Source organism: Phocaeicola plebeius DSM 17135 (genome assembly GCF_000187895.1).
GTDB classification, from domain to species: Bacteria; Bacteroidota; Bacteroidia; order Bacteroidales; family Bacteroidaceae; genus Phocaeicola; species Phocaeicola plebeius.
In genome coordinates this window covers 174,475-192,302 of record NZ_DS990131.1, presented here as the reverse complement: position 1 = coordinate 192,302, position 17,828 = coordinate 174,475, and the positions used below count along the sequence as shown (strand labels likewise).

General features: G+C 49.0%; 24 protein-coding genes. 18 read left to right on the top strand and 6 right to left on the bottom strand.

What is annotated here, in order from left to right; translation table 11 throughout:
* The 9 genes from BACPLE_RS12150 to BACPLE_RS12100 form a co-directional block, all read left to right on the top strand.
* On the top strand, nt 1–362 hold a 362-nt coding region (locus tag BACPLE_RS12150), incomplete at its 5' end, for a triple tyrosine motif-containing protein (RefSeq protein WP_148374578.1).
* Between the two features lie 724 nt (nt 363–1,086).
* A complete protein-coding gene (locus BACPLE_RS12135; protein ID WP_007562314.1) occupies nt 1,087–1,380 on the top strand; it encodes a hypothetical protein in 294 nt (97 codons plus the stop codon).
* A gap of 18 nt (nt 1,381–1,398) precedes the next feature.
* Complete coding sequence (locus BACPLE_RS12130; RefSeq protein ID WP_007562312.1) at nt 1,399–1,575, top strand: hypothetical protein; 177 nt, start codon at nt 1,399–1,401, stop codon at nt 1,573–1,575.
* A 14-nt stretch (nt 1,576–1,589) separates the two neighbouring features.
* Nucleotides 1,590–1,922 (top strand): hypothetical protein, encoded by a 333-nt coding sequence (locus tag BACPLE_RS12125; protein WP_007562311.1) that lies wholly within the window; start codon nt 1,590–1,592, stop codon nt 1,920–1,922.
* 12 nt (nt 1,923–1,934) lie between these two features.
* Entirely contained in the window at nt 1,935–2,231 is a 297-nt protein-coding gene (locus BACPLE_RS12120) for a hypothetical protein (RefSeq protein ID WP_007562309.1), read from the top strand.
* Between the two features lie 4 nt (nt 2,232–2,235).
* Nucleotides 2,236–2,493, top strand: coding sequence for a hypothetical protein (locus tag BACPLE_RS12115; protein WP_004289503.1), 258 nt, complete (start codon nt 2,236–2,238; stop codon nt 2,491–2,493).
* Nucleotides 2,494–2,958: 465 nt separating this feature from the next.
* Nucleotides 2,959–3,246 (top strand): LPD11 domain-containing protein, encoded by a 288-nt coding sequence (locus BACPLE_RS12110; protein WP_007562306.1) that lies wholly within the window; start codon nt 2,959–2,961, stop codon nt 3,244–3,246.
* A 36-nt stretch (nt 3,247–3,282) separates the two neighbouring features.
* On the top strand, nt 3,283–3,516 hold the full coding sequence (locus BACPLE_RS12105) for a hypothetical protein (protein ID WP_007562304.1): 234 nt from the start codon (nt 3,283–3,285) through the stop codon (nt 3,514–3,516).
* A 757-nt stretch (nt 3,517–4,273) separates the two neighbouring features.
* Nucleotides 4,274–4,657: a single-stranded DNA-binding protein gene (locus BACPLE_RS12100; protein ID WP_007562298.1), complete on the top strand. Its 384-nt coding sequence runs from the start codon at nt 4,274–4,276 to the stop codon at nt 4,655–4,657.
* 92 nt (nt 4,658–4,749) lie between these two features.
* On the opposite strand, the gene BACPLE_RS12095 is transcribed toward BACPLE_RS12100, so the two are convergent.
* Genes BACPLE_RS12095 through BACPLE_RS12080 form a run of 4 tightly spaced genes read right to left on the bottom strand, consistent with a single transcriptional unit; the run spans nt 4,750 to nt 7,440 of the window.
* Nucleotides 4,750–5,541, bottom strand: a complete 792-nt coding sequence (locus tag BACPLE_RS12095) for an SDR family oxidoreductase (protein ID WP_007562297.1) — start codon at nt 5,539–5,541, stop codon at nt 4,750–4,752.
* Between the two features lie 52 nt (nt 5,542–5,593).
* Nucleotides 5,594–6,112 carry a flavodoxin gene (locus BACPLE_RS12090; protein WP_032953686.1) on the bottom strand — a complete coding sequence of 173 codons (519 nt, stop codon included), beginning with the start codon at nt 6,110–6,112 and terminating at the stop codon, nt 5,594–5,596.
* Between the two features lie 20 nt (nt 6,113–6,132).
* Nucleotides 6,133–6,882, bottom strand: a complete 750-nt coding sequence (locus BACPLE_RS12085; protein WP_050505539.1) for a RibD family protein — start codon at nt 6,880–6,882, stop codon at nt 6,133–6,135.
* 12 nt (nt 6,883–6,894) lie between these two features.
* Complete coding sequence (locus BACPLE_RS12080) at nt 6,895–7,440, bottom strand: DapH/DapD/GlmU-related protein (protein ID WP_007562291.1); 546 nt, start codon at nt 7,438–7,440, stop codon at nt 6,895–6,897.
* A 456-nt stretch (nt 7,441–7,896) separates the two neighbouring features.
* On the opposite strand from BACPLE_RS12080, the gene BACPLE_RS12075 reads away from it, so the two are divergent.
* Together BACPLE_RS12075 and BACPLE_RS12065 are read left to right on the top strand one after the other, a co-directional pair.
* Nucleotides 7,897–8,424 (top strand): hypothetical protein, encoded by a 528-nt coding sequence (locus BACPLE_RS12075; RefSeq protein ID WP_007562287.1) that lies wholly within the window; start codon nt 7,897–7,899, stop codon nt 8,422–8,424.
* A gap of 660 nt (nt 8,425–9,084) precedes the next feature.
* Nucleotides 9,085–9,399: a hypothetical protein gene (locus BACPLE_RS12065; RefSeq protein WP_004289495.1), complete on the top strand. Its 315-nt coding sequence runs from the start codon at nt 9,085–9,087 to the stop codon at nt 9,397–9,399.
* 182 nt (nt 9,400–9,581) lie between these two features.
* Here the strand turns inward: BACPLE_RS12065 and BACPLE_RS12060 are convergent, their stop codons facing one another.
* Both BACPLE_RS12060 and BACPLE_RS12055 read right to left on the bottom strand, forming a co-directional pair.
* The gene (locus BACPLE_RS12060) at nt 9,582–9,863 is read right to left on the bottom strand and encodes an HU family DNA-binding protein (RefSeq protein WP_005777181.1); all 282 of its coding nucleotides are present in this window, start codon (nt 9,861–9,863) and stop codon (nt 9,582–9,584) included.
* Between the two features lie 437 nt (nt 9,864–10,300).
* Nucleotides 10,301–10,933 carry a recombinase family protein gene (locus tag BACPLE_RS12055; RefSeq protein WP_004289492.1) on the bottom strand — a complete coding sequence of 211 codons (633 nt, stop codon included), beginning with the start codon at nt 10,931–10,933 and terminating at the stop codon, nt 10,301–10,303.
* Between the two features lie 235 nt (nt 10,934–11,168).
* Here BACPLE_RS12055 and BACPLE_RS12050 point away from each other — a divergent pair, with 235 nt between their 5' ends.
* The 7 genes from BACPLE_RS12050 (at nt 11,169) to BACPLE_RS12020 (ending at nt 17,751) form a co-directional block, all read left to right on the top strand.
* Nucleotides 11,169–12,218: a hypothetical protein gene (locus BACPLE_RS12050; protein ID WP_007562281.1), complete on the top strand. Its 1,050-nt coding sequence runs from the start codon at nt 11,169–11,171 to the stop codon at nt 12,216–12,218.
* Nucleotides 12,219–12,244: 26 nt separating this feature from the next.
* Complete coding sequence (locus tag BACPLE_RS12045) at nt 12,245–12,697, top strand: hypothetical protein (protein WP_004289490.1); 453 nt, start codon at nt 12,245–12,247, stop codon at nt 12,695–12,697.
* 10 nt (nt 12,698–12,707) lie between these two features.
* The gene (locus BACPLE_RS12040; RefSeq protein WP_171030608.1) at nt 12,708–13,106 is read left to right on the top strand and encodes a hypothetical protein; all 399 of its coding nucleotides are present in this window, start codon (nt 12,708–12,710) and stop codon (nt 13,104–13,106) included.
* Nucleotides 13,103–13,681, top strand: coding sequence for a hypothetical protein (locus tag BACPLE_RS12035; protein WP_005777186.1), 579 nt, complete (start codon nt 13,103–13,105; stop codon nt 13,679–13,681). The genes BACPLE_RS12040 and BACPLE_RS12035 overlap by 4 nt, the downstream gene beginning before the upstream one ends.
* Before the next feature lie 2 nt (nt 13,682–13,683).
* On the top strand, nt 13,684–14,526 hold the full coding sequence (locus tag BACPLE_RS12030; protein ID WP_032953689.1) for a hypothetical protein: 843 nt from the start codon (nt 13,684–13,686) through the stop codon (nt 14,524–14,526).
* Between the two features lie 221 nt (nt 14,527–14,747).
* Nucleotides 14,748–16,205 carry a MobV family relaxase gene (gene mobV, locus BACPLE_RS12025; RefSeq protein ID WP_032953667.1) on the top strand — a complete coding sequence of 486 codons (1,458 nt, stop codon included), beginning with the start codon at nt 14,748–14,750 and terminating at the stop codon, nt 16,203–16,205.
* Between the two features lie 55 nt (nt 16,206–16,260).
* Nucleotides 16,261–17,751, top strand: a complete 1,491-nt coding sequence (locus BACPLE_RS12020; RefSeq protein WP_007562273.1) for an OmpA family protein — start codon at nt 16,261–16,263, stop codon at nt 17,749–17,751.
* Nucleotides 17,752–17,828 lie beyond the last annotated feature (77 nt).

Sequence of the window (17,828 nt, the reverse complement as noted above, 5' to 3'; positions counted from 1 at the left end):
CCTTGAGTTATATTAATACCTCAAAAAACAAGTATCGTTATCGTAAGGAAGGATTTGAAAAAGATTGGACGGAAACGAATGATGCTCCTCATGTGACGTACACAAATTTACCTGCCGGGGATTATGTATTTCAGGTGAGTGCGTCTAATTCTGATGGGATGTGGAATGAAAATGCCATAGCCTTTCCTATTAAAGTGCTGCCTCCCTGGTGGGCATCTTCGTATATGATTGTTGGATATGTATTGTTAGGGATAGCGGGTCTGGTTTATGCTTATTATCGGATGAATAAAATACATCGTCGGCGCATGACTTTATTGGAAAATAAATTCAATCTCTCAAAAATAGCATATATAATGACTTGAAATTCAGTGTATTGAAAATTTCATAGTTTTAATTGAGGAACAAATAAGAAACAAAATTGCTAATTAAAGGCATTTCCCGATTTTTTGTTTTCACTCTGTTTCTTTCCTTGCACTTGCTTATAATCGGGACTTCTTGAACCAGCTTCCTTCCAGAATTTTTTTCCTCGTCCGACGGTTGTATTTGAACTTCCAAGAACCATTGCAGCCAAAAGAAAAGCAAGCCTTCTCTAATTCATACAAAGATAAGGAAAAACTTATAGGCAGGCAAATTTGTCTGCCTAAATATAGTTTACTTTGATTTAGCATATATATAGGCTAATGGACTAAACTAAACCTTTTCCCGAACTTCGTAAAACGCTCTGGTCCCATTGTACAGCCAAAAGAAAAAAATATTCCACGGCATATTTTTCTTTTCGCTGCAACTCCCTTTTTATAAACCATCAACCCTTTACACGAGATCTTCTCTTCCCTGTATTCGTACATCCGCTTTCGGGCTGCTGATATGAATTGTGTCGCAAAGGTATCTGTCATGTCTTTCTTGTATGCAAGGTCTCTGCCTGACGGTTCACGACAAAATCTCCACGCTCCGCTTTGCGGAGGTAGTATTTGGTTGTGAAACCCTGCATAAAGAGCCATGCCACCTTTTAAGGCGACATAATTAAATCAAGCCCGAAAGTAGCTGATTGCTACAAGAGGGAAAAAAGAAAACTTAAAATTCAAAGTTATGGCAAACTATGCAACAAACATTTTTCATGCAAGTACAGAAAACAAGCAAGACCTCGATAAAATAGAGGCATTTCTGGACGATAATTTCAACGGCTTTGTCAATCGGTATAGTGATATAGTAGATGCCGAATTTTCTTCCCGTTGGGAATACCCGGAAAAAGAAATCGACGAACTGGTAGCTTCTTTGGAAGCCAAAGATAAAATCTATATCCGCATACTGACATACGAGTTAGAGGACGAATACGTGAGCTTTCGGATATTCTCGCAAGGCAAGTGGGACATTAAGCTGTAACCTAAAAACGCATTCACTATGTACGAATACGAAGAAGACAGCGATATTATCGGTTTGTCCTGTACACTGCTCAATCCATACAAAGGTTACACGGAAGGTACAATCGTGGGCGACTATGGTAACACCATAGTTGTCCGCCTTGAAAGCGGCAAGGAAATTTCAGAATACCGTGATGAAGTGATTATCCATGATTAAACGATAGCAAACGTATGACACAGATAGCAACAAAATTCGTCAAATGGGATATTCCCGAACTGGCGACATTACAGGATAGCAAGGTTTACAAATTGCGGGTACACCTGAACAACGGAGGCAAGTTAAACAGGGAAGAAAAAAACTGGATTACCCGTAACGTGTGGGAAAGCATCTATTTCAAACGTGGAATTGCCTTGAACGGTTATCACTTTGACTTTTCCGACGTCCTCAAGCGGTATTTCGTCAAACAGCACGGAAGCATTCACGAGTATTATGCGATTGACAAAACAGCTTTACGCTCGATACTGTACGGCAGGATCGAGGATATTGTAGAAGTGAACAATTAAAAAAACAAGGATATGGGAGAATACAAATTTTATCAAGACCGTAAGGTTACAAGTTGGGAGCGGGATTATTTCAGTGTAAAAGCAAACAGTTACGAAGAAGCCGAGGCAATCGTCCGCTCATGGAACTGTGAGGACGTGTCGAACATCATTGACAACCGTCTTTGCTATGAAGAGTGGCAAGCATTGACTGACACGTCAGAAAATATGCTCCCCGAAGAAAACGACGGCAACCCGACAATAGAGATTTTCAACGAAGACGGAGAATCCATAATGACCAATGTACCCAAAACACCTCAATCAAACCAATAGAACCATGAACGTAACAATCGAACACGTCTTTTGCCGCTATAGCGATGAAGCGGAAGAAATCTATTTCAGAATCATGAACACGATTCTTTTTGCAACTGACGAAACCGAACTTCGTGCAAGTATGGAACGTTTGAAAAACGAGACCTCACTCGATGAGTATTTTATATTCGGATACGGAGCACACCATATCTGGATAAACCAACGGCGACCGAGTGATAAAAACAGAATTTTCAAAAATCGGATTATGGTAGCCCATTTCTGACGGGAACGGGCAAGAGACCTCCGATGTACTTTTGCGGGCTGAACCGGAACTGCCAGTTTCAGCCCGTTTCTTTTTCTCTCGGCAGACATGCCGGCGCAATACCTTTTTTATCCTCATAATCATTATACAGCCCGGAGATCCATTTATATTTCTTTTCGCTGCAACCCTTTTATATAAGCTATCGGACCTTTTGCAAGAGACCTTCTTTTCCCTGTGTTCGCACATCGCTTTCGGGCTGCCTGATATGAATTGTGTCGCAAAGGTACTTGTCATGCCATTCTTGTATGCAAGGTCAAAGCCTGACGGTTCACGACAAAATCTCCACCCTTCGCTCCGCACGGGTAGTATTTAATCGTGAAACCTTGCATAAAGAGCCATGACACCTTTGGGGGCGACATAATTAAATCAGGCCCGAAAGTAGCTGGTGCTACAAGAGGGAAAAAAGAAAACTCAAAATTTTAGATTATGGCAAACGATGTAACAAATTCAAATGGACGAGTAACGGTAGACGAAGTAATACACAGAGATTCGGTTTTCAGATACCAACTGTTAGACCGCTTACGGTCAGACTGCGAGTATTACCTTAATTACGGTAACAGACATCCCAAATCTTTATGGGCTGGCGACGAAAAATTGCAAATTGAATTTATGATAAAACTGCATGAGAGTTTCAAAGAGGACGAAAAACCGGAGTGGCTTACGATGGATAAAATTTTGGAATACAGTAAGAGAATGATAGCTCAAGAAGAATAAAATTATCACAGAGAAACAGGTTAAAAATGTAATATTATGGCATGGTTGGCAGTAAATAAAGACGGAACAGAATGGATTATGCCCGAAAAGCCCGTTCGGGGCTGGTGTGGGCATTGGGAGTACTCGGAAGAAGTGTACATCGAGAGCGAGCAAGGGTACGTACCAATCGAGATAGAACTCCCAAAGGGGTCTGTTTACAAACTACTCGGTAAGGAACTGACATGGGATGATGAACCGGTGGAATTGCAGACCGAAACAGAAAGGAGGTAAAAGCAAGTGGGCTGAACGTAGCATCGGTTTCAGCCCGCTTATACCGGCTAAACAGGTACACACCGGCGGGAATCCCTTTTTTATCTCCGTAACAGACATCCGTACCGTTTCCTTCGGAAATAACCCTTTATACCTTTTGGCAGGCCATATCCTTTTGTAAAAGACGTCCATTCGTGCGAAGGGGCGGTTCCTCCGCTTTGTTTCAAGGCAGACTTCAGCCTTTTTTCCTTTTCCTCTTCTTTCCCTCATTTCTCTTGCCGGATAGAGACAGCGACATCAATACGCCGCATACATCTTTTGTCGGCTCTTCGTTTGGGCTCCTTTTCCACTATGCAGCGTACATGGTTGTATAAACGGTATATCGTTCTTGCCGCTTCAACCCCAAACAGCCGATACGCTTTCTTGCCAGATGTTCTTCCCGCCCACCTGCCGGAACGGGAGCGGTCTTGTGTCGGTGGACGGACAGGTCTTTCATGTCTCCGAACCCGCTGCGATTGTTTCGCCTCGACTTTTTCGCGACCGCTTTCTATTTGAAGTCGCCATATCGTTTTTCGTTGCAAAGTTAGTATGCAGACGGGCGCGACCTGGTGGTCTTGACCAATGGCGTATCGCACAAATCTTCCTTTATCGGGCCTGCGGTTTGGGGCTTCGCCTCCAAAATAAAGAGTATTTATGCGCTATCCTTGGTGCAGCCCTTTACTGCACCTACTTTTTATGCACCGTAAAACTGATTTATTAACTTCAAAAAGCAATCGCAATGAAAAAGATCGAGAACAATTTCGCAGTAACCGGATTCGTGGCAAAAGATGCCGAAGTCCGTCAGTTCACCACCACAAGTGTCGCACGTTTCCCGCTGGCAGTAGCCCGTCAGGAGAAGAACGGTGAGGAAACCAAGCGTATATCCGCTTTCATGAACATTGAAGCATGGCGCAAGAACGAGAATACCGGGTCGTTCGACCAGCTCACCAAGGGCACGCTGCTTACCGTGGAGGGCTACTTCAAGCCCGAAGAGTGGACCGACAAAGACGGCGTGCTGCACAACCGCATCGTAACGGTCGCCGTCAAGTTCTATCTCGCTGTCGAGAAAGAGGAGGAAGCTCCTGCGGAACCGGCAAAGAAGCCCAAAAAAGGCAAGAAGTAATTCCTGCCTTTTTGAAACAAAGCGGCCTTCGGGCCGCTTTTATTTTTAGACCCTCTGTCCTTAAAATTCGATTTTTATCGGGTGAAAGTACGCTATTCGAAAAGTCGTTTGTAGAAATATTCCTTGAACTCTTCCATACCCATAGATATGTACTGGTCGTACAGTTTTCGGCATACGCTGTCGGTCGGATAGCGCAACTTGTCTTTTCCGTCGGTCGTGGCCTGCCAGATCACGCTTGCCGCCTCTTCCGGTTCCGGGAACTCCGCATGACCGTCCAGCAGGTATTTCCGTTGGTTTTCTGCAGCCTTCTCATAACCGGTTACGTCATTGAGAGGTGTCTGGAAATTCGTTTTCGTACCTCCGGGAATCATCGCCTTTACAGCCACGCCGAACGGCCTCATTTCATAGTAAAGCGACTCGACCATACCCTGCTGGGCACGCTTGGCCGCCCCGTACACACCATCGCGCGGCAGGGCAATGATACCCGCCAAGGAAGTTGTGGTCAGAATGGCCCCTGCCCGGCGTCGCTTGAAATGCGGTATGAATTGCTGCGTGACCAGCATGGTTCCGATTACATCTGTATCGAACAGTTTTCGAATTTCAGTTTCCGGAATAAGTTCCAGCGGTGCCATGATGCCATATCCTGCGTTATTGAACAGCACGTCAACGTCGTATTGTTCCAATGCTTGCCGACAGGTTTCCCGGATTTGCTCCGGATCAGTCACGTCAAGCGGCATGACGACGACATTGGGTAGTTCCACCAGTTTCTTGCCTTTTTCCACGTTGCGCATGGTGGCTATAACCTGCCAGCCATTGGCGGAAAATAATTCTACCGTCGCTTTTCCTATGCCCGACGAAGCTCCTGTAATAAAAATCGTTTTCATGTCATATCTGTTTTTGTCGATGAATAATGTTTCTGAATCGTAATTCTTTCCTTTACCGGTTCATCAGCCTGCCGTTTTCCCACGTCAGGCCGGGGTAAGCCTTACGCAGGGCTTCCACGCTCTTTTCGATGCCGCTCCCTCCGGACGTGGCGAAAGGTATGAGCCGTTTGCCACGCAGGTCGTGTCCCTCAATGAAGGTGTTGACGATGGTCGGTGCCACTCCCCACCAGATGGGATAGCCGATATACACTACGTCATATTTTTCCAGACTCTCCGCCTTACCTTCGATGGCGGGACGCGACTTCGCGTCGTGCATCTCCACGTAACAGCGGGACTGTTTGTCCGTCCAGTCGAGGTCGGCGGCGGTATAAGGCTTTTCGGGAGTGATAGCATAAAGCGTTCCGCCCGTCTCCTCCGCGATCCGTTCGGCGGCGCGTGCCGTGGTTCCGGTAGCCGAGAAATAAGCCACGAGCACGGAAGTCGTTGTATCTTCCTTCTTGTTCTGACCGTAAGCCGACACGCACAAGGCGCCAAGAACGGCCAGCGATAATAAAATGCGTTTTATTTTCATCGTTCGTTCCTCCTCAATTATCATGATAATACCTCACACTTTCCGTCCTCCGGTCGAACCGGTTTATATCTCAACCACACCGTACCGCTGCCAAGCGCCTTCACGTCTATGAGCCGGAACCCTTGTGCCGCGTCAGCGGTCAGTCCCTCCTTGGTCATGAACAGCGTCTGGGTATCCCTCGAACCATCTGCTGCGGGTGCCATGAGAATGCTCACCTCGTCACAATATCCGGCTTGGATGAACGACCAGTTGAGCACGCCGCCACCGCCGAGCATCAGCGTTTCGATACCGAAAAGGGCTTTCAGCTTCGTCAGCAGAAGTCCATAGTCCAGCTTGTCTTCTCCGGCGATGACATACGAGATGCCGAGCCTGCGCAGGAATGCCTTGTAGGCGTTGCTTGCACCGGCTCCCAATACCTCGACGACTTCGGCGGTCGTGTCCTCGTAGGTCAGCACGTGCGACTTCCAGCCAAGACGCCCCGAAAAGTCTACCGACACGTAGTACATGTCGCTCCGCCGGGCCACGAAATCGCCTTCAGGTACTGCCGGGGCATTCTCGTCCAATGCGGGCTTCTCGTAAAACGTGAAGTTGTCGTCCGTGGTGACACGCCCCGACAGCCATCCCTGATGTCTATAGAAGGGCCGCTTGCCGAAGGCGATGTCGTAAAACTCCCGTGCAGCCCGTTCCCCTTCAGGGGTTGTCATGTAGTTTCCCATGATCTTCCCGTCGAGGGAAGTGAGCATGTGGCAAAAAATATAAGGCCTGTCCATACGCTGTTTCCGTTATTGTTTCTTTTCTATCCTTCGGATAACCCGTGCAGGGTTTCCCGCCACGATAGTATCCGGTTCCACATCGCGGGTTACAACGCTGCCTGCACCGACCACACTGTTCTCGCCGATGGTGACACCCGGCAGGATAGTGGCTCCCGCGCCGATCCATGTGCGGCGGCCTATATGCACGGGCCGGCAAGTGATGACCTGACGGTTGTCGAGATCATGGTTGTTCGAGATAAGCTGCACGTTAGCGGCGATCTGCGCCTCGTCATCGATGATAATACCGCCTGCCGCCATCATCAGACAACCGTTCATTACCACTACGTTGCGTCCGATTTTCACGCAATGCGGACGTACCGCCGTGAGTGGCGTGTTCACCACGCTGCCTGCACCCATATCGGGAAAAATCCTGTGGAGCAATGTGTCATATTCTTCCGTCATGGGCATCGTGTGGTTCAGGCGAAACACAAGCTGCGCATGTTCCTTCGCCAACGCGAGTTCTTCTGCCGTCTGACGGCTCACGTCGATTCTTATTTCCTCTGTCTTGTTTTCCATATTTTTTAATCCTATTGTTTCACGGTACAAAAATACGGGATCACCTTCTTGTTTTACGTAGACAAATTACTGATAGTTTTACCTTTATTACGGATATTGCTATTTGTCGCATTGGATTCATTTACTCGTTACCGTTCCGGAACGTCCACACTTTTATACTCCTTCATACTCCACACGAAGAGTCCGCCGCCGTCCATTGATTTTCCCGTGCAAAGTTAAGGCGGTCGAGAATCGGCAAGGCGCGGCTTCATTTGTCGTTAACAACCATCAACTCGCAAGCTCGTCAATACTTGTTCAACACAAATGAAATCGTCCACGGGACTATCCGCTTCCTCCTTGCCTTATTTCCCTTCTGTCCGCCTTGTGGCCTGCACGTAAAATCAAATCCCGCCGGACGAGGGAAACCCTCCGAAAGCAGGGATAAAAAACGAAAGTCAAACTTAAAATTCAAAACGTATGAAACAGATGATTTGGTCAAGCTATGACCTGTTGGACGAAACGGCAAAAGAAGAATATCAAGATTCCCAGCGGGAAATATTGGACGATGACAGTTACGAGGTCAGCGATGAAGAATGGGTTGAAGAAGTATATTGCCGACTGGACGATGAACGAAGCAACCTGAATAAAGAAGTGGACGGCATTATTGTCGTGTTCGGCAACTTGGGATTATGGAACGGCCGGAGACAAGGCTATCAAATATTGGGCAGCACCATTGCCGATATTTTGAAATCCCAGTGCGACGATGCAGAATGGTACGGCGACGGCTACAACATTCGCGGACGGATGGACCATCATGACGGTACGAACTACACCTTATACCGTATCGCCAAAGACCGTGACGAAGCGGAACGTATCGCCGATAAGATTTACAACCTTGAAATCGACGAAGAAGGCTTCCGCCGGAGAACACGTTCCCTCTATCCGTATGTAGCCGCCGTGTACGGCTGGAAAACAAGGCAGCGCAAGCCGGACAAGGCTGCATAAAAATGCTGTCCACAAAATACCGCAACGCACCCGCCAGAGGTGGTTGCGGTATCCTTTATTGAATGACTGAAACACAGAACCGTCACCTTTTATAATCGGCTTCGTTCCTTTTTTATCTCATGTTTTTTTGTGAAACCGGGAATGGACGAATATTTTGAACTGACGGACGAAGGTTACGAGTGGGTCTCCTAAACATTCGGTACAGATAATGACCGGTACGGGTTCGGGATACATTGGCAATAGATGTGTCCTGAATCCTTTTGCCGGAATTACCCTTTTATATCTTCATGACTCTTTCCCTTTTATCGAAGCGTATTCCGTACCCCATTGTACTCCGGCTAACCAACCGGAAAGCAATCCTCTTATAACACCTTAGCTTCCCCATTTTACTCCTTACAGCCGTTCCCCAGACACACTCCATGCCGAAAGCCCGCTTATTTTTTCTGCAAAGTTCGATTGCCGGCTGCCAGTCCCGGCAAGGACCGCTGGCGCTTGCAACCGGAAAATCTTCCTCTCCGACTTCGTTGGAGAGCGTATTTCCCGTTGCCTCCTTGTCTGGACTGACCGTCAATCCTGTGGCAGAAAAATAACCAGCCTCTCGGTACGAGATTGTACCAAAGGGAAAAACAAAAAATAGTTCAAACTTAAAATTTAAAGCGTATGACATTTAGAGAATTTATGCGAGAAAACGGTTACGAATTACAGACAACTTTTTGGGAGGACTTCTCAATAGCGGACCGATTCGGTCTGTCAGCTATACAAGACACTTTCAAACGTGCTTTCGAGGAATGGAAAAATAACTATAAATACCTCACGGAACTGATATTGGTACTCAATCATAAAATCTGGCAGTATTATGAAACGAAACCGGAATTTGCGACACTTTACAATACCCTTTGGGAACAGGCAGGTCAATATGCGGTAGAGAACCTGAAAGATGACGAGTTAAGTTATTATTACGAGGTGACGGATTAAGCAAGGGAACACAAAGAGTCGGCTTTCATCGGCGGCTCTTTGTGCCACTTCCTTTTTTATAGCATACGGCAAAATAAATACCGCAACCGTCCGCAAAAGACAGTCGCGGTATCGTGTTATCCTGTATAACCATTGTACAACGGTCTCCCGACACACTATGAAGAAAACCGTTTATACTTTCTTTATTTTCCCTCTTTTACCGCATCTAAGAATGTCTTTGCAGGCTTGAACGCAGGAACAGAGTGAGCCGGAATCACGATGGTCGTATTCTTTGAAATGTTACGAGCCTTTTTCTCTGCCCTTTGTTTGATGATGAAACTTCCGAATCCTCGCAGGAACACCTCGTTCCCGGCAATCATCGACTCCCTGACACTCTCCATGAATGCCTCTACTACAGTTGTCGCTACCGACTTTTCTATTCCGGTCTCCTGTGCGATCCGGGCAATAATATCTGCTTTTGTCATACTGTTTTATTATAAAATCCGTTGCAAAGATAATAACATATCTCTTTGTCGTCTGGATTGCCAGCCTGATAATGTTACGGAAAACGATAATCCACCTTTATCTCACGGTGTTCCTTCGGCACGAACCAAACAATCGGAAAGCCGCCGATAAAAGGAGAGAAACATAAAAAACATACAAATCCGTATCCTGCAGTCAAGGCAGGCAAACACCCGATCACCATTTATCGGTCATGATGGTAATCACTCTTGCTGAAACCACCGAATATAGCTTTCAGAATCTTTCCGATAACATAGAAAACCACTATAAAAACGATAAGTTCTCCCATATTCTATACTACTTAAAGTTAATATAAAGATACTAAAAATCAACGAGAACAGAAAACATATAGCCCTGATTCTCAAAAAATATTCCATTTTAATCCGGCGAGTACAAAGGCTCATTGCCCGTCTTTCGGTTTACGTTTGCCCAACGGTCCTTTGAATTTTCCCCTATTGAGCTTTACCCCGTGCCGGTTGAGCACACTGAACACCGAACTCCGACTGTTGTACCCGCTTACCGCCATGATGTCCTCGAAAGAATGACCGTTGACATACATATCAACGATGGTATTCTCCCGGTCGGCCTTATCCATCGCCTTCATCGTTTTTCTCGGGACCTTCGCTTTCTGTTGCAGATTCATGACATGTGCGGACGAATACCGCAATACCGCCACCTCTTCGGGAAGCGCCCCGAACATATCCAGTACATCGGCTGCCGTCGTTTCGGGGAACAGTTTTCCCCGCGAGTCGATCCGGTCATGGATGGAAATGATACGCACCACTTTGATTCGGCACAACTCAATAAACGCGGACAATTCGCGCGACCCACGGAGAGCGTTGCTGAATTTGGCCACGACAATCTCGTCACCTCTTTCGAGATTCGCTACAAGCTGTTTCCATCTGGGGCGCAGAGCCTCGTTTTCGACAAGTTCCTCTATCACTTGTACACAACCGTATTTCTGCATCCACTCTTTATCAGCCTCGAATCCGTCGTAACGATCCGCCTTGAATATGTAACCTACTTTTGCCATATCATTGTGCACTTCTATAAGAATAAGTACAAATATAAGAGTTTTATTTTAAACTAAACCATACTTTGAACGAAAATGATATGAAGGGCTTTCTGTGCCCTTCGTTTCTTTCACTTATTTTCATTGAAAATCAAACTATTAAGTGCTATGTTAAAAATAGTTTATAAAACAATTTTCGGCGCTTGTCATCTTGAAAAGAATACTTAGATTTGTGCTGTAAAATACAAAATGAACTATGAATTGTAAAAATCAATACTTAAAAATTGTACTCTCGATTGCTGGACTTTCTGCCGTTCCGATTGCCATTTTTACACTTACATCGTGCGATGGTCCGAACGGCAAATCACTGGTTGAAGCTCAACCCACTCCAGCCGCTCTGTACCGGGAGTATCTGTCCGAAACACGCGGGCAAAAAGAACTTTCCTTTGAGGATTTGACCGCATATATCGGGAAGTGGCAGACCCTGAAAGATTCCGTGACCGCAGCCATGCGCCGGGACACGGCCTATCGGGCACATTCCGACATACGAGAGGAGTACATTCTGCTGCACGATTCCGTCCGTGCGGAACTTTCCCGGTTGGCGATGTCGAAACCTCGCACCTATAAAGAAGTGCTGATTCTGAAAGAACGTTTCTCTCCCTATACCGGAGACGTGGAACTGCATCGTTCCGCCGAAGAAATCCGTCCGTTTTTCGCAGAATTGGATAAACGTCCGGCCTGTCGGGGTAACAAGGAGCAAATTCTGTCAGCATATCGTAACGTGCTTGCCGAAACCCTGAACAATAGAATACACGGGAACGGCGACCTCAAAAAATTCATCGAAAGGGAGGATGCCGCTTTTCGGGCTTTCCTGTCCGGGTTGCACGAGCTTGGCGAAGCGAATATGGCCGACATCACCCGTGACACGGAGAAGTGCTGTTCCGAAGTGTTTTTCGCTGCCGGACGCAAAGAAATCACTTACAAGGACGCCACGATATACATGGCCTTACGTACCGACCGTCGGCTGATCCAGAACGTGCGTGCCTGTCTTGACAACATACGCCGTGGGAAGGTCGTAACGCCCGAACAGGCACAAGCCTATGTCTGGATGATTCTACAGCCCTACGCTTCCTTGGACGGCCTCTGTATGACGCTATTGTCCCCGGAAGATAAGGAAACCCTTTACAGGATGGCCGCAGAAACGCCCGCCGCATTCGAGAAGCTGCGCAGAATCCTGCCGTCGGAGGGCGACCGGCTGGACGAACTGCCCGGTATGCTCATGGAGATATTCATCGCCTCGTTGTAAAAGCCTATTCACAAAATAAACGATATATGATTATGTTACGACACTTTCTGGATGACTTCATGTCGTTCGTACCCCTGCAAATGCCGCAGCTTCTCAATGTGGCAACGATGGAGGAGCCGCAGTTCTACGGTGACTATGTTCTGCTCACATTCCCGCTGCGGGACCCCTATGATCTGGAGGAGGTCATGGACATATTCGAGGACGACATGGAGCTGATTACACTCTACCACCATGTGCCGGTCGGACTGGAGAAATCCGGTCATAGCACCTGTGCCTACTCCAATCCCGCTTTCGGGCAGATGTTCAAGATGAACGCCCGGACAGACGCGGACGGCAAGGTAAACCGTATCATCGCGACCATTTACGATTCGCTGGAACTGATGTACGGCGACCTGTGTCTCGACCTGAAACTCCACGCCGGGAACGGCAGCTTCAAGTACAAAAAGAATCAGGAAGACGTGTTGTTGGATTTCATGTAAAACAGGCCCTATGCGAAACACGATATATCGCCAGATGGTTTTCTGCATCGACACGTACCGCACGTGGATAGAAGTGGCCGATGACAACTTCTACAAGGAACACGTCATTCCGAGAAACACCCGGACCGACTTCCTTGTGACCCGCACGCTGGTACTGCGGGCCTACAAACCGCATGAACCATACGAAAAGGGCATGACGTGGACGATTCCGGAGCATGATCTGGACACGGCACTGGCTACATATCGTAAGCAGAACGGCACATTCAAATCCCGGATGAAGAAAGGCGCGTCGTCCCTGACAGCCGAAGACACCGAGAACATTATCCGCTTGGCCACCCACGGGATTGTCCGATTGGAACTCGTGGTACGGCCCGTTCATATACCTTCAAAACCCTATTACCTGTTATGACCTGGATTATATTACAATTTGTATTTCTTGCAATGCCTGTCGTCCTTCCGGCACTGTTGTACAGAAGCAGGCGTTGCTTCATGGCAAGATTCTACGATAAAATGGTGTGGAGCGAAAAGGCCCGCAGGCTGTACGCCCATGTGCTGCTTATCGTACTGCTCCTCTTTCATTATGTCTATACGAGTGGACACCCCGGCGAGTTCGGTATCGTGCCATCTACCATCGTGTGTGCCGCATGGGCCTCTTTCCGACGGGCGGACCGATGGATGCGCGGTTTGCTCGACCGGCCGAAACGTTTCGTCTGGTTTGCGCTCTTGGCATTGGTCATCGGCTTCGTGCCGCATCTGTACACGATGGCCGTAACCATCGCCTTTGTTCTTTTGGCTGCCCTGTTCTACCCGTCGGCAAGGGTCATGTCCGAAAAGACAGACATACGCAAATTCCTCGAATGGCTGGAATGTCCCGGAGCATTAGCCGACAGTTATCATAGTATCATCACGCGAGGCTGCCACGATAATGCGGATAATGGCAACCTGAAACTATCCGCACATTATGAATCATCAAAAACAGAATGAAAATGAGAAATAGAAATGAAGCGCCCGCCGCCATACTGGCGAACGTGGAAGTGTTCGACTACTTGAAAGAAAAAGTCGGCGAGCGGAAAACGAGGACGGAAGCCTACTGCGATTTGTTGGATAAATCGCTGGCAGGTTTCGTCTCCCCGTTTTTAAGAAGGCAGGACTACGACCTCTCTCCCTGCCAGTGCCATGTAACCGTTTCCGACCTTGCATCGGAGTGGCATTGGCATCGGGCTACTGTCCGCTCGTTTCTGGACACGCTCGAAGCGCTCGGACAGTTGGAACGCATCCGGCTGGCAAAAAGCGTCGTCATTACCATGCCCCTGCGGACCGGCACGCCTGCCATGCCGGACAGCGGACAGGAAGAAGCGGACTTTGCCACAAGGATACAGGAAGCATTGTACGACTGGATAATCGGCAAAGCAACCTCTTTCGATGTGGGCAAGTCATGTGGACAAATCATGCGCCAGACCTTGACGGATATAGCCGGACGGGACAGTCGTATCTGTCCGGACAGTCATTCCGGCACGGCATCGGCACAGACCGTCCGGTCGGAAGAACGACTGTGTGAGACCGTCTTGGAATGTATTGCCCATGCCGCCCTCTGGCGGGTTCTGCGTAAATCGAGGTTCGACGACGGCTCGCCGCTCGTGCAGTTCTTCCGGCTCGACCTCGGCGGGGAATGGGCGGCGTTCATCGAGGCCTCGAAAGAGCTTGCAGAGCTTGTTATCGACGGAAAACCGGACGGGACAGGCTTCGGTACGGACGAAGAGACGGAACGCCTTGAATCGCTTCGCAAACCCTTTTTATCGCTTCTGGCGAAGGCGCAGGAGGAAAACTGAACGGGGATTCGCGGACAGAGATTGTATAACCACGGGCAATTCTCCCCGGTTCAGGTTCAAATATCCTTCCAGTTATAGCAGGCATCCGGGCTTGCCCGTCTGCCACTGAACAAAGGGAAGGGGGAGCCTAATACCCCTGCTGACTGACGTCGCAGGGAGAAGTGTCCATGCAAGCAGCAAGCTGGGACACGGAGAATTGTCCGAAACAACACGGAAACAGTATGGCAAATGCAAAACAGGTTCTCGACGTTCAGGTGTCGAAAGGGATCACCGCCGCCCAAGGCAACGAACATCTGCGTAATCGCAGCGAAGAGGCGGAGAAGTACGCCATGAGCAAGGGCAACTACGACCCCACCCGCAAACATCTGAACTTCGAGATTGTGCCCGGAGGCAAGGTTCGCCCCATCGACACGAGCCGCAATATCCCGGAACGGATAGCGGACATATTGGGTCGTCGCGGGATCAAAGACCCCAACGAGGGACTGGTTGAACCGAAATACCGCACGGTGGTAAACATCATTTTCGGCGGTTCGCGGGAGCGGATGCACGAACTCGCTTTCGGCACGCAGAAGGTGGATTTTGAAAAAGGTGCGGACAATACCCGCATCAAAAGGAAGAGCGACATCGAACGTTGGGCGAAGGATGTCTATGCATTCGTTTGCGGCAGATACGGCGAGCAGAATATAGCCGCCTTCATTGTACACCTCGACGAATTGAACCCGCACGTGCATTGCACGCTTCTGCCAATCAAGGACGGGAGGTTTGCGTACAAGGAGATATTCGCCGGAAAGGACAAGTTCGAATATAGCGCGAGGATGAAACAGCTCCATACGGACTTTTTCGCCGAGGTCAACACGAAGTGGGGAATGGAGAGAGGCCGGAGCGTCGCCGAGACCGGCGCACGGCACAGGACGACGGAAGAATACCGCCGTATGCTCTCGGAAGAATGTACCACCATTGAGCAACAGATTGGCCGGCATCAGGAAGTCCTGTCCGCCCTCCATTCGGACATTCGGCTGGCAGAGCGCAGAGTCAAAGGCTTGACCTCGATGGTGGAAAACTTGAAAAGGGAGAAGAGCGAAAAAGAGGCTCAACTGTCGGCACTCGAAAATGATATGGATACCCGGAAAGGTGATGCTTTGACCCTATCTGCCGAGAAAGAAAAACTTGAAAAAGAACTGGCCGCTATCCAAGGGAAACTGGCAGACAAACAGGAGAAGCTGCAGACCGCCGACCGACAGCTTTCCGACCTCAAGGCAAACATGGATACCATTGAGGAACGCACGGAACAGCTCAAGGAGGAAGCCTACGAATACTCCCGTGATGTCCACTCCAAAGTGGACAGCCTGCTCAAGGACGCCATGCTGGAAAATATAGTCAATGAGTGGAGGGAACTGTCGGCACGGATGAAGCCTTCCGAACGGCAACTTTTCGACGACACGCTCGTGCGTTCCGTGGCGGAACGGGGAGCGGAAGTCATGCGCTGCGCCACGATGCTCTTTCTCGGTATGGTCGATGATGCCACCACGTTTGCCGAAACACGTGGCGGAGGAGGTGGCGGAAGCGACCTCAAATGGGGACGTGATGAAGACGAGGACAACCGGGCATGGGCGCTTCGCTGCATGAGGATGGCGAGCCGCATGATGCGCCCTTCCATCGGCAAGAAGCCCAAGCGTTGAATGGCAAGATTTATAATAAAGAATCGGATAAACAACAAATTAAGGATATAAGAATATGACGAAAAATATCATTTTCATTATTGCGGCGCTTTGTTCGCTGCAAGCCCGTGCGGATGTACAACCCGCGGAAAGGGATACTGTACACCGCACGTACCGTTACGATGACACAGAACTGCTGCAGCCGTTACAGCCCTCATACCTTGACGGAGTGGTCGTTCCGGCACGGGGAAACGGCAATTGGTTTGTCAGTATCGCCGGAGGTGCGACAGCCTTTCTCGGCACGCCGCTCGGTTGCGAAGACCTGTTCGGGAGGTTGAAACCCTCGTACAGCCTTGCCTTCGGCAAGTGGTTTACCCCGTGGGTAGGTGCACGCATAAATTACAACGGGTTGCAGTTCAAGGACGGCACGCTGGCCGTGCAGGAGTACCATTATCTCCATGCGGATCTGCTGTGGAATGTGCTTGGCGGCAGCTATGTCCGGCAGAAACTGGTGCGCTGGCATCTGGCACCCTTTGCGGGTATCGGACTGCTGCACCATGCGACCAACGGGCATAACCCGTTTGCAATCTCCTACGGCATACAAGGGCAGTATCGCATTTCCAAAAGGGTAAGCGCCCTCATGGAACTCTCCGGTACGACCACCTTCCAAAACTTCGACGGGTATGGCAAGGCGAATCGGTTAGGCGACCACATGCTTTCATTCACTGCCGGATTCTCTTTCCATATCGGCAAGGTCGGCTGGAAACGGGCCATAGACCCAAGCCCCTATATCCGCCGCGACCGGCAGCTCGTCGATTATATCAATGTACTGTCGGAACAGAATAGCCGCTACGCGGGACAGCATGACAAGGATAGCCGGACGCTGGCCGAGCTGAAGAAGATACTGGAAATCGAAGGATTGCTCGACACGTACAGCCATCTCTTCGATGATGACGATGCTATCGGGCGCAAAGGTTATCCGAGGAACAATTACAGCGGGCTGAACTCCCTGCGGGCAAGGTTGAAGAACAAGCATTGGAACGGAAAATCACCATTGGAAGGACAAGCCCCGAATGGGAATGGCCGGACAGACAGCCTGCAGCATAGGCAGGACAGCGTGTTTGACCTCGGAACAGGACAGTTCAAGAATCTTCCCGACAGCACCTTGGCAGACTACGCCGTGCTGATGCAGTCCGGACGGGAATGTATCGGTGCTCCCATCTTCTTTTTCTTCGAACTCGGCACGTCGCACCTGACAGACCCTTCCCAGTTGGTCAATCTCGACGAACTGGCACGGGTGGCAAAGAAATACGGTCTGAAAGTTAAAGTCACGGGAGCGGCCGATAGTGCGACCGGAACAGTCGGTATCAACAATGCCTTGAGTGCTTCGAGAGCCGACTATATCGCCTCGGAGCTGAACAAGCGGGGTTTGTCGCCCGACAGGATGACCAAGACCGGCGAAGGCGGTATTTCCGATTATGCCCCCACGGAAGCCAACCGACATACAAAGGTGGAATTGTTCTTCGGCAAATGTGAAAAAAACAAAGGTTCGTCCGTAAACAGATAGAAAGCAAGAGAGTACCGATATTTATCATCGGTACTCTCTTGCTTTGTTATGTGCCGTATCCCGGATTCTTTAAGCAG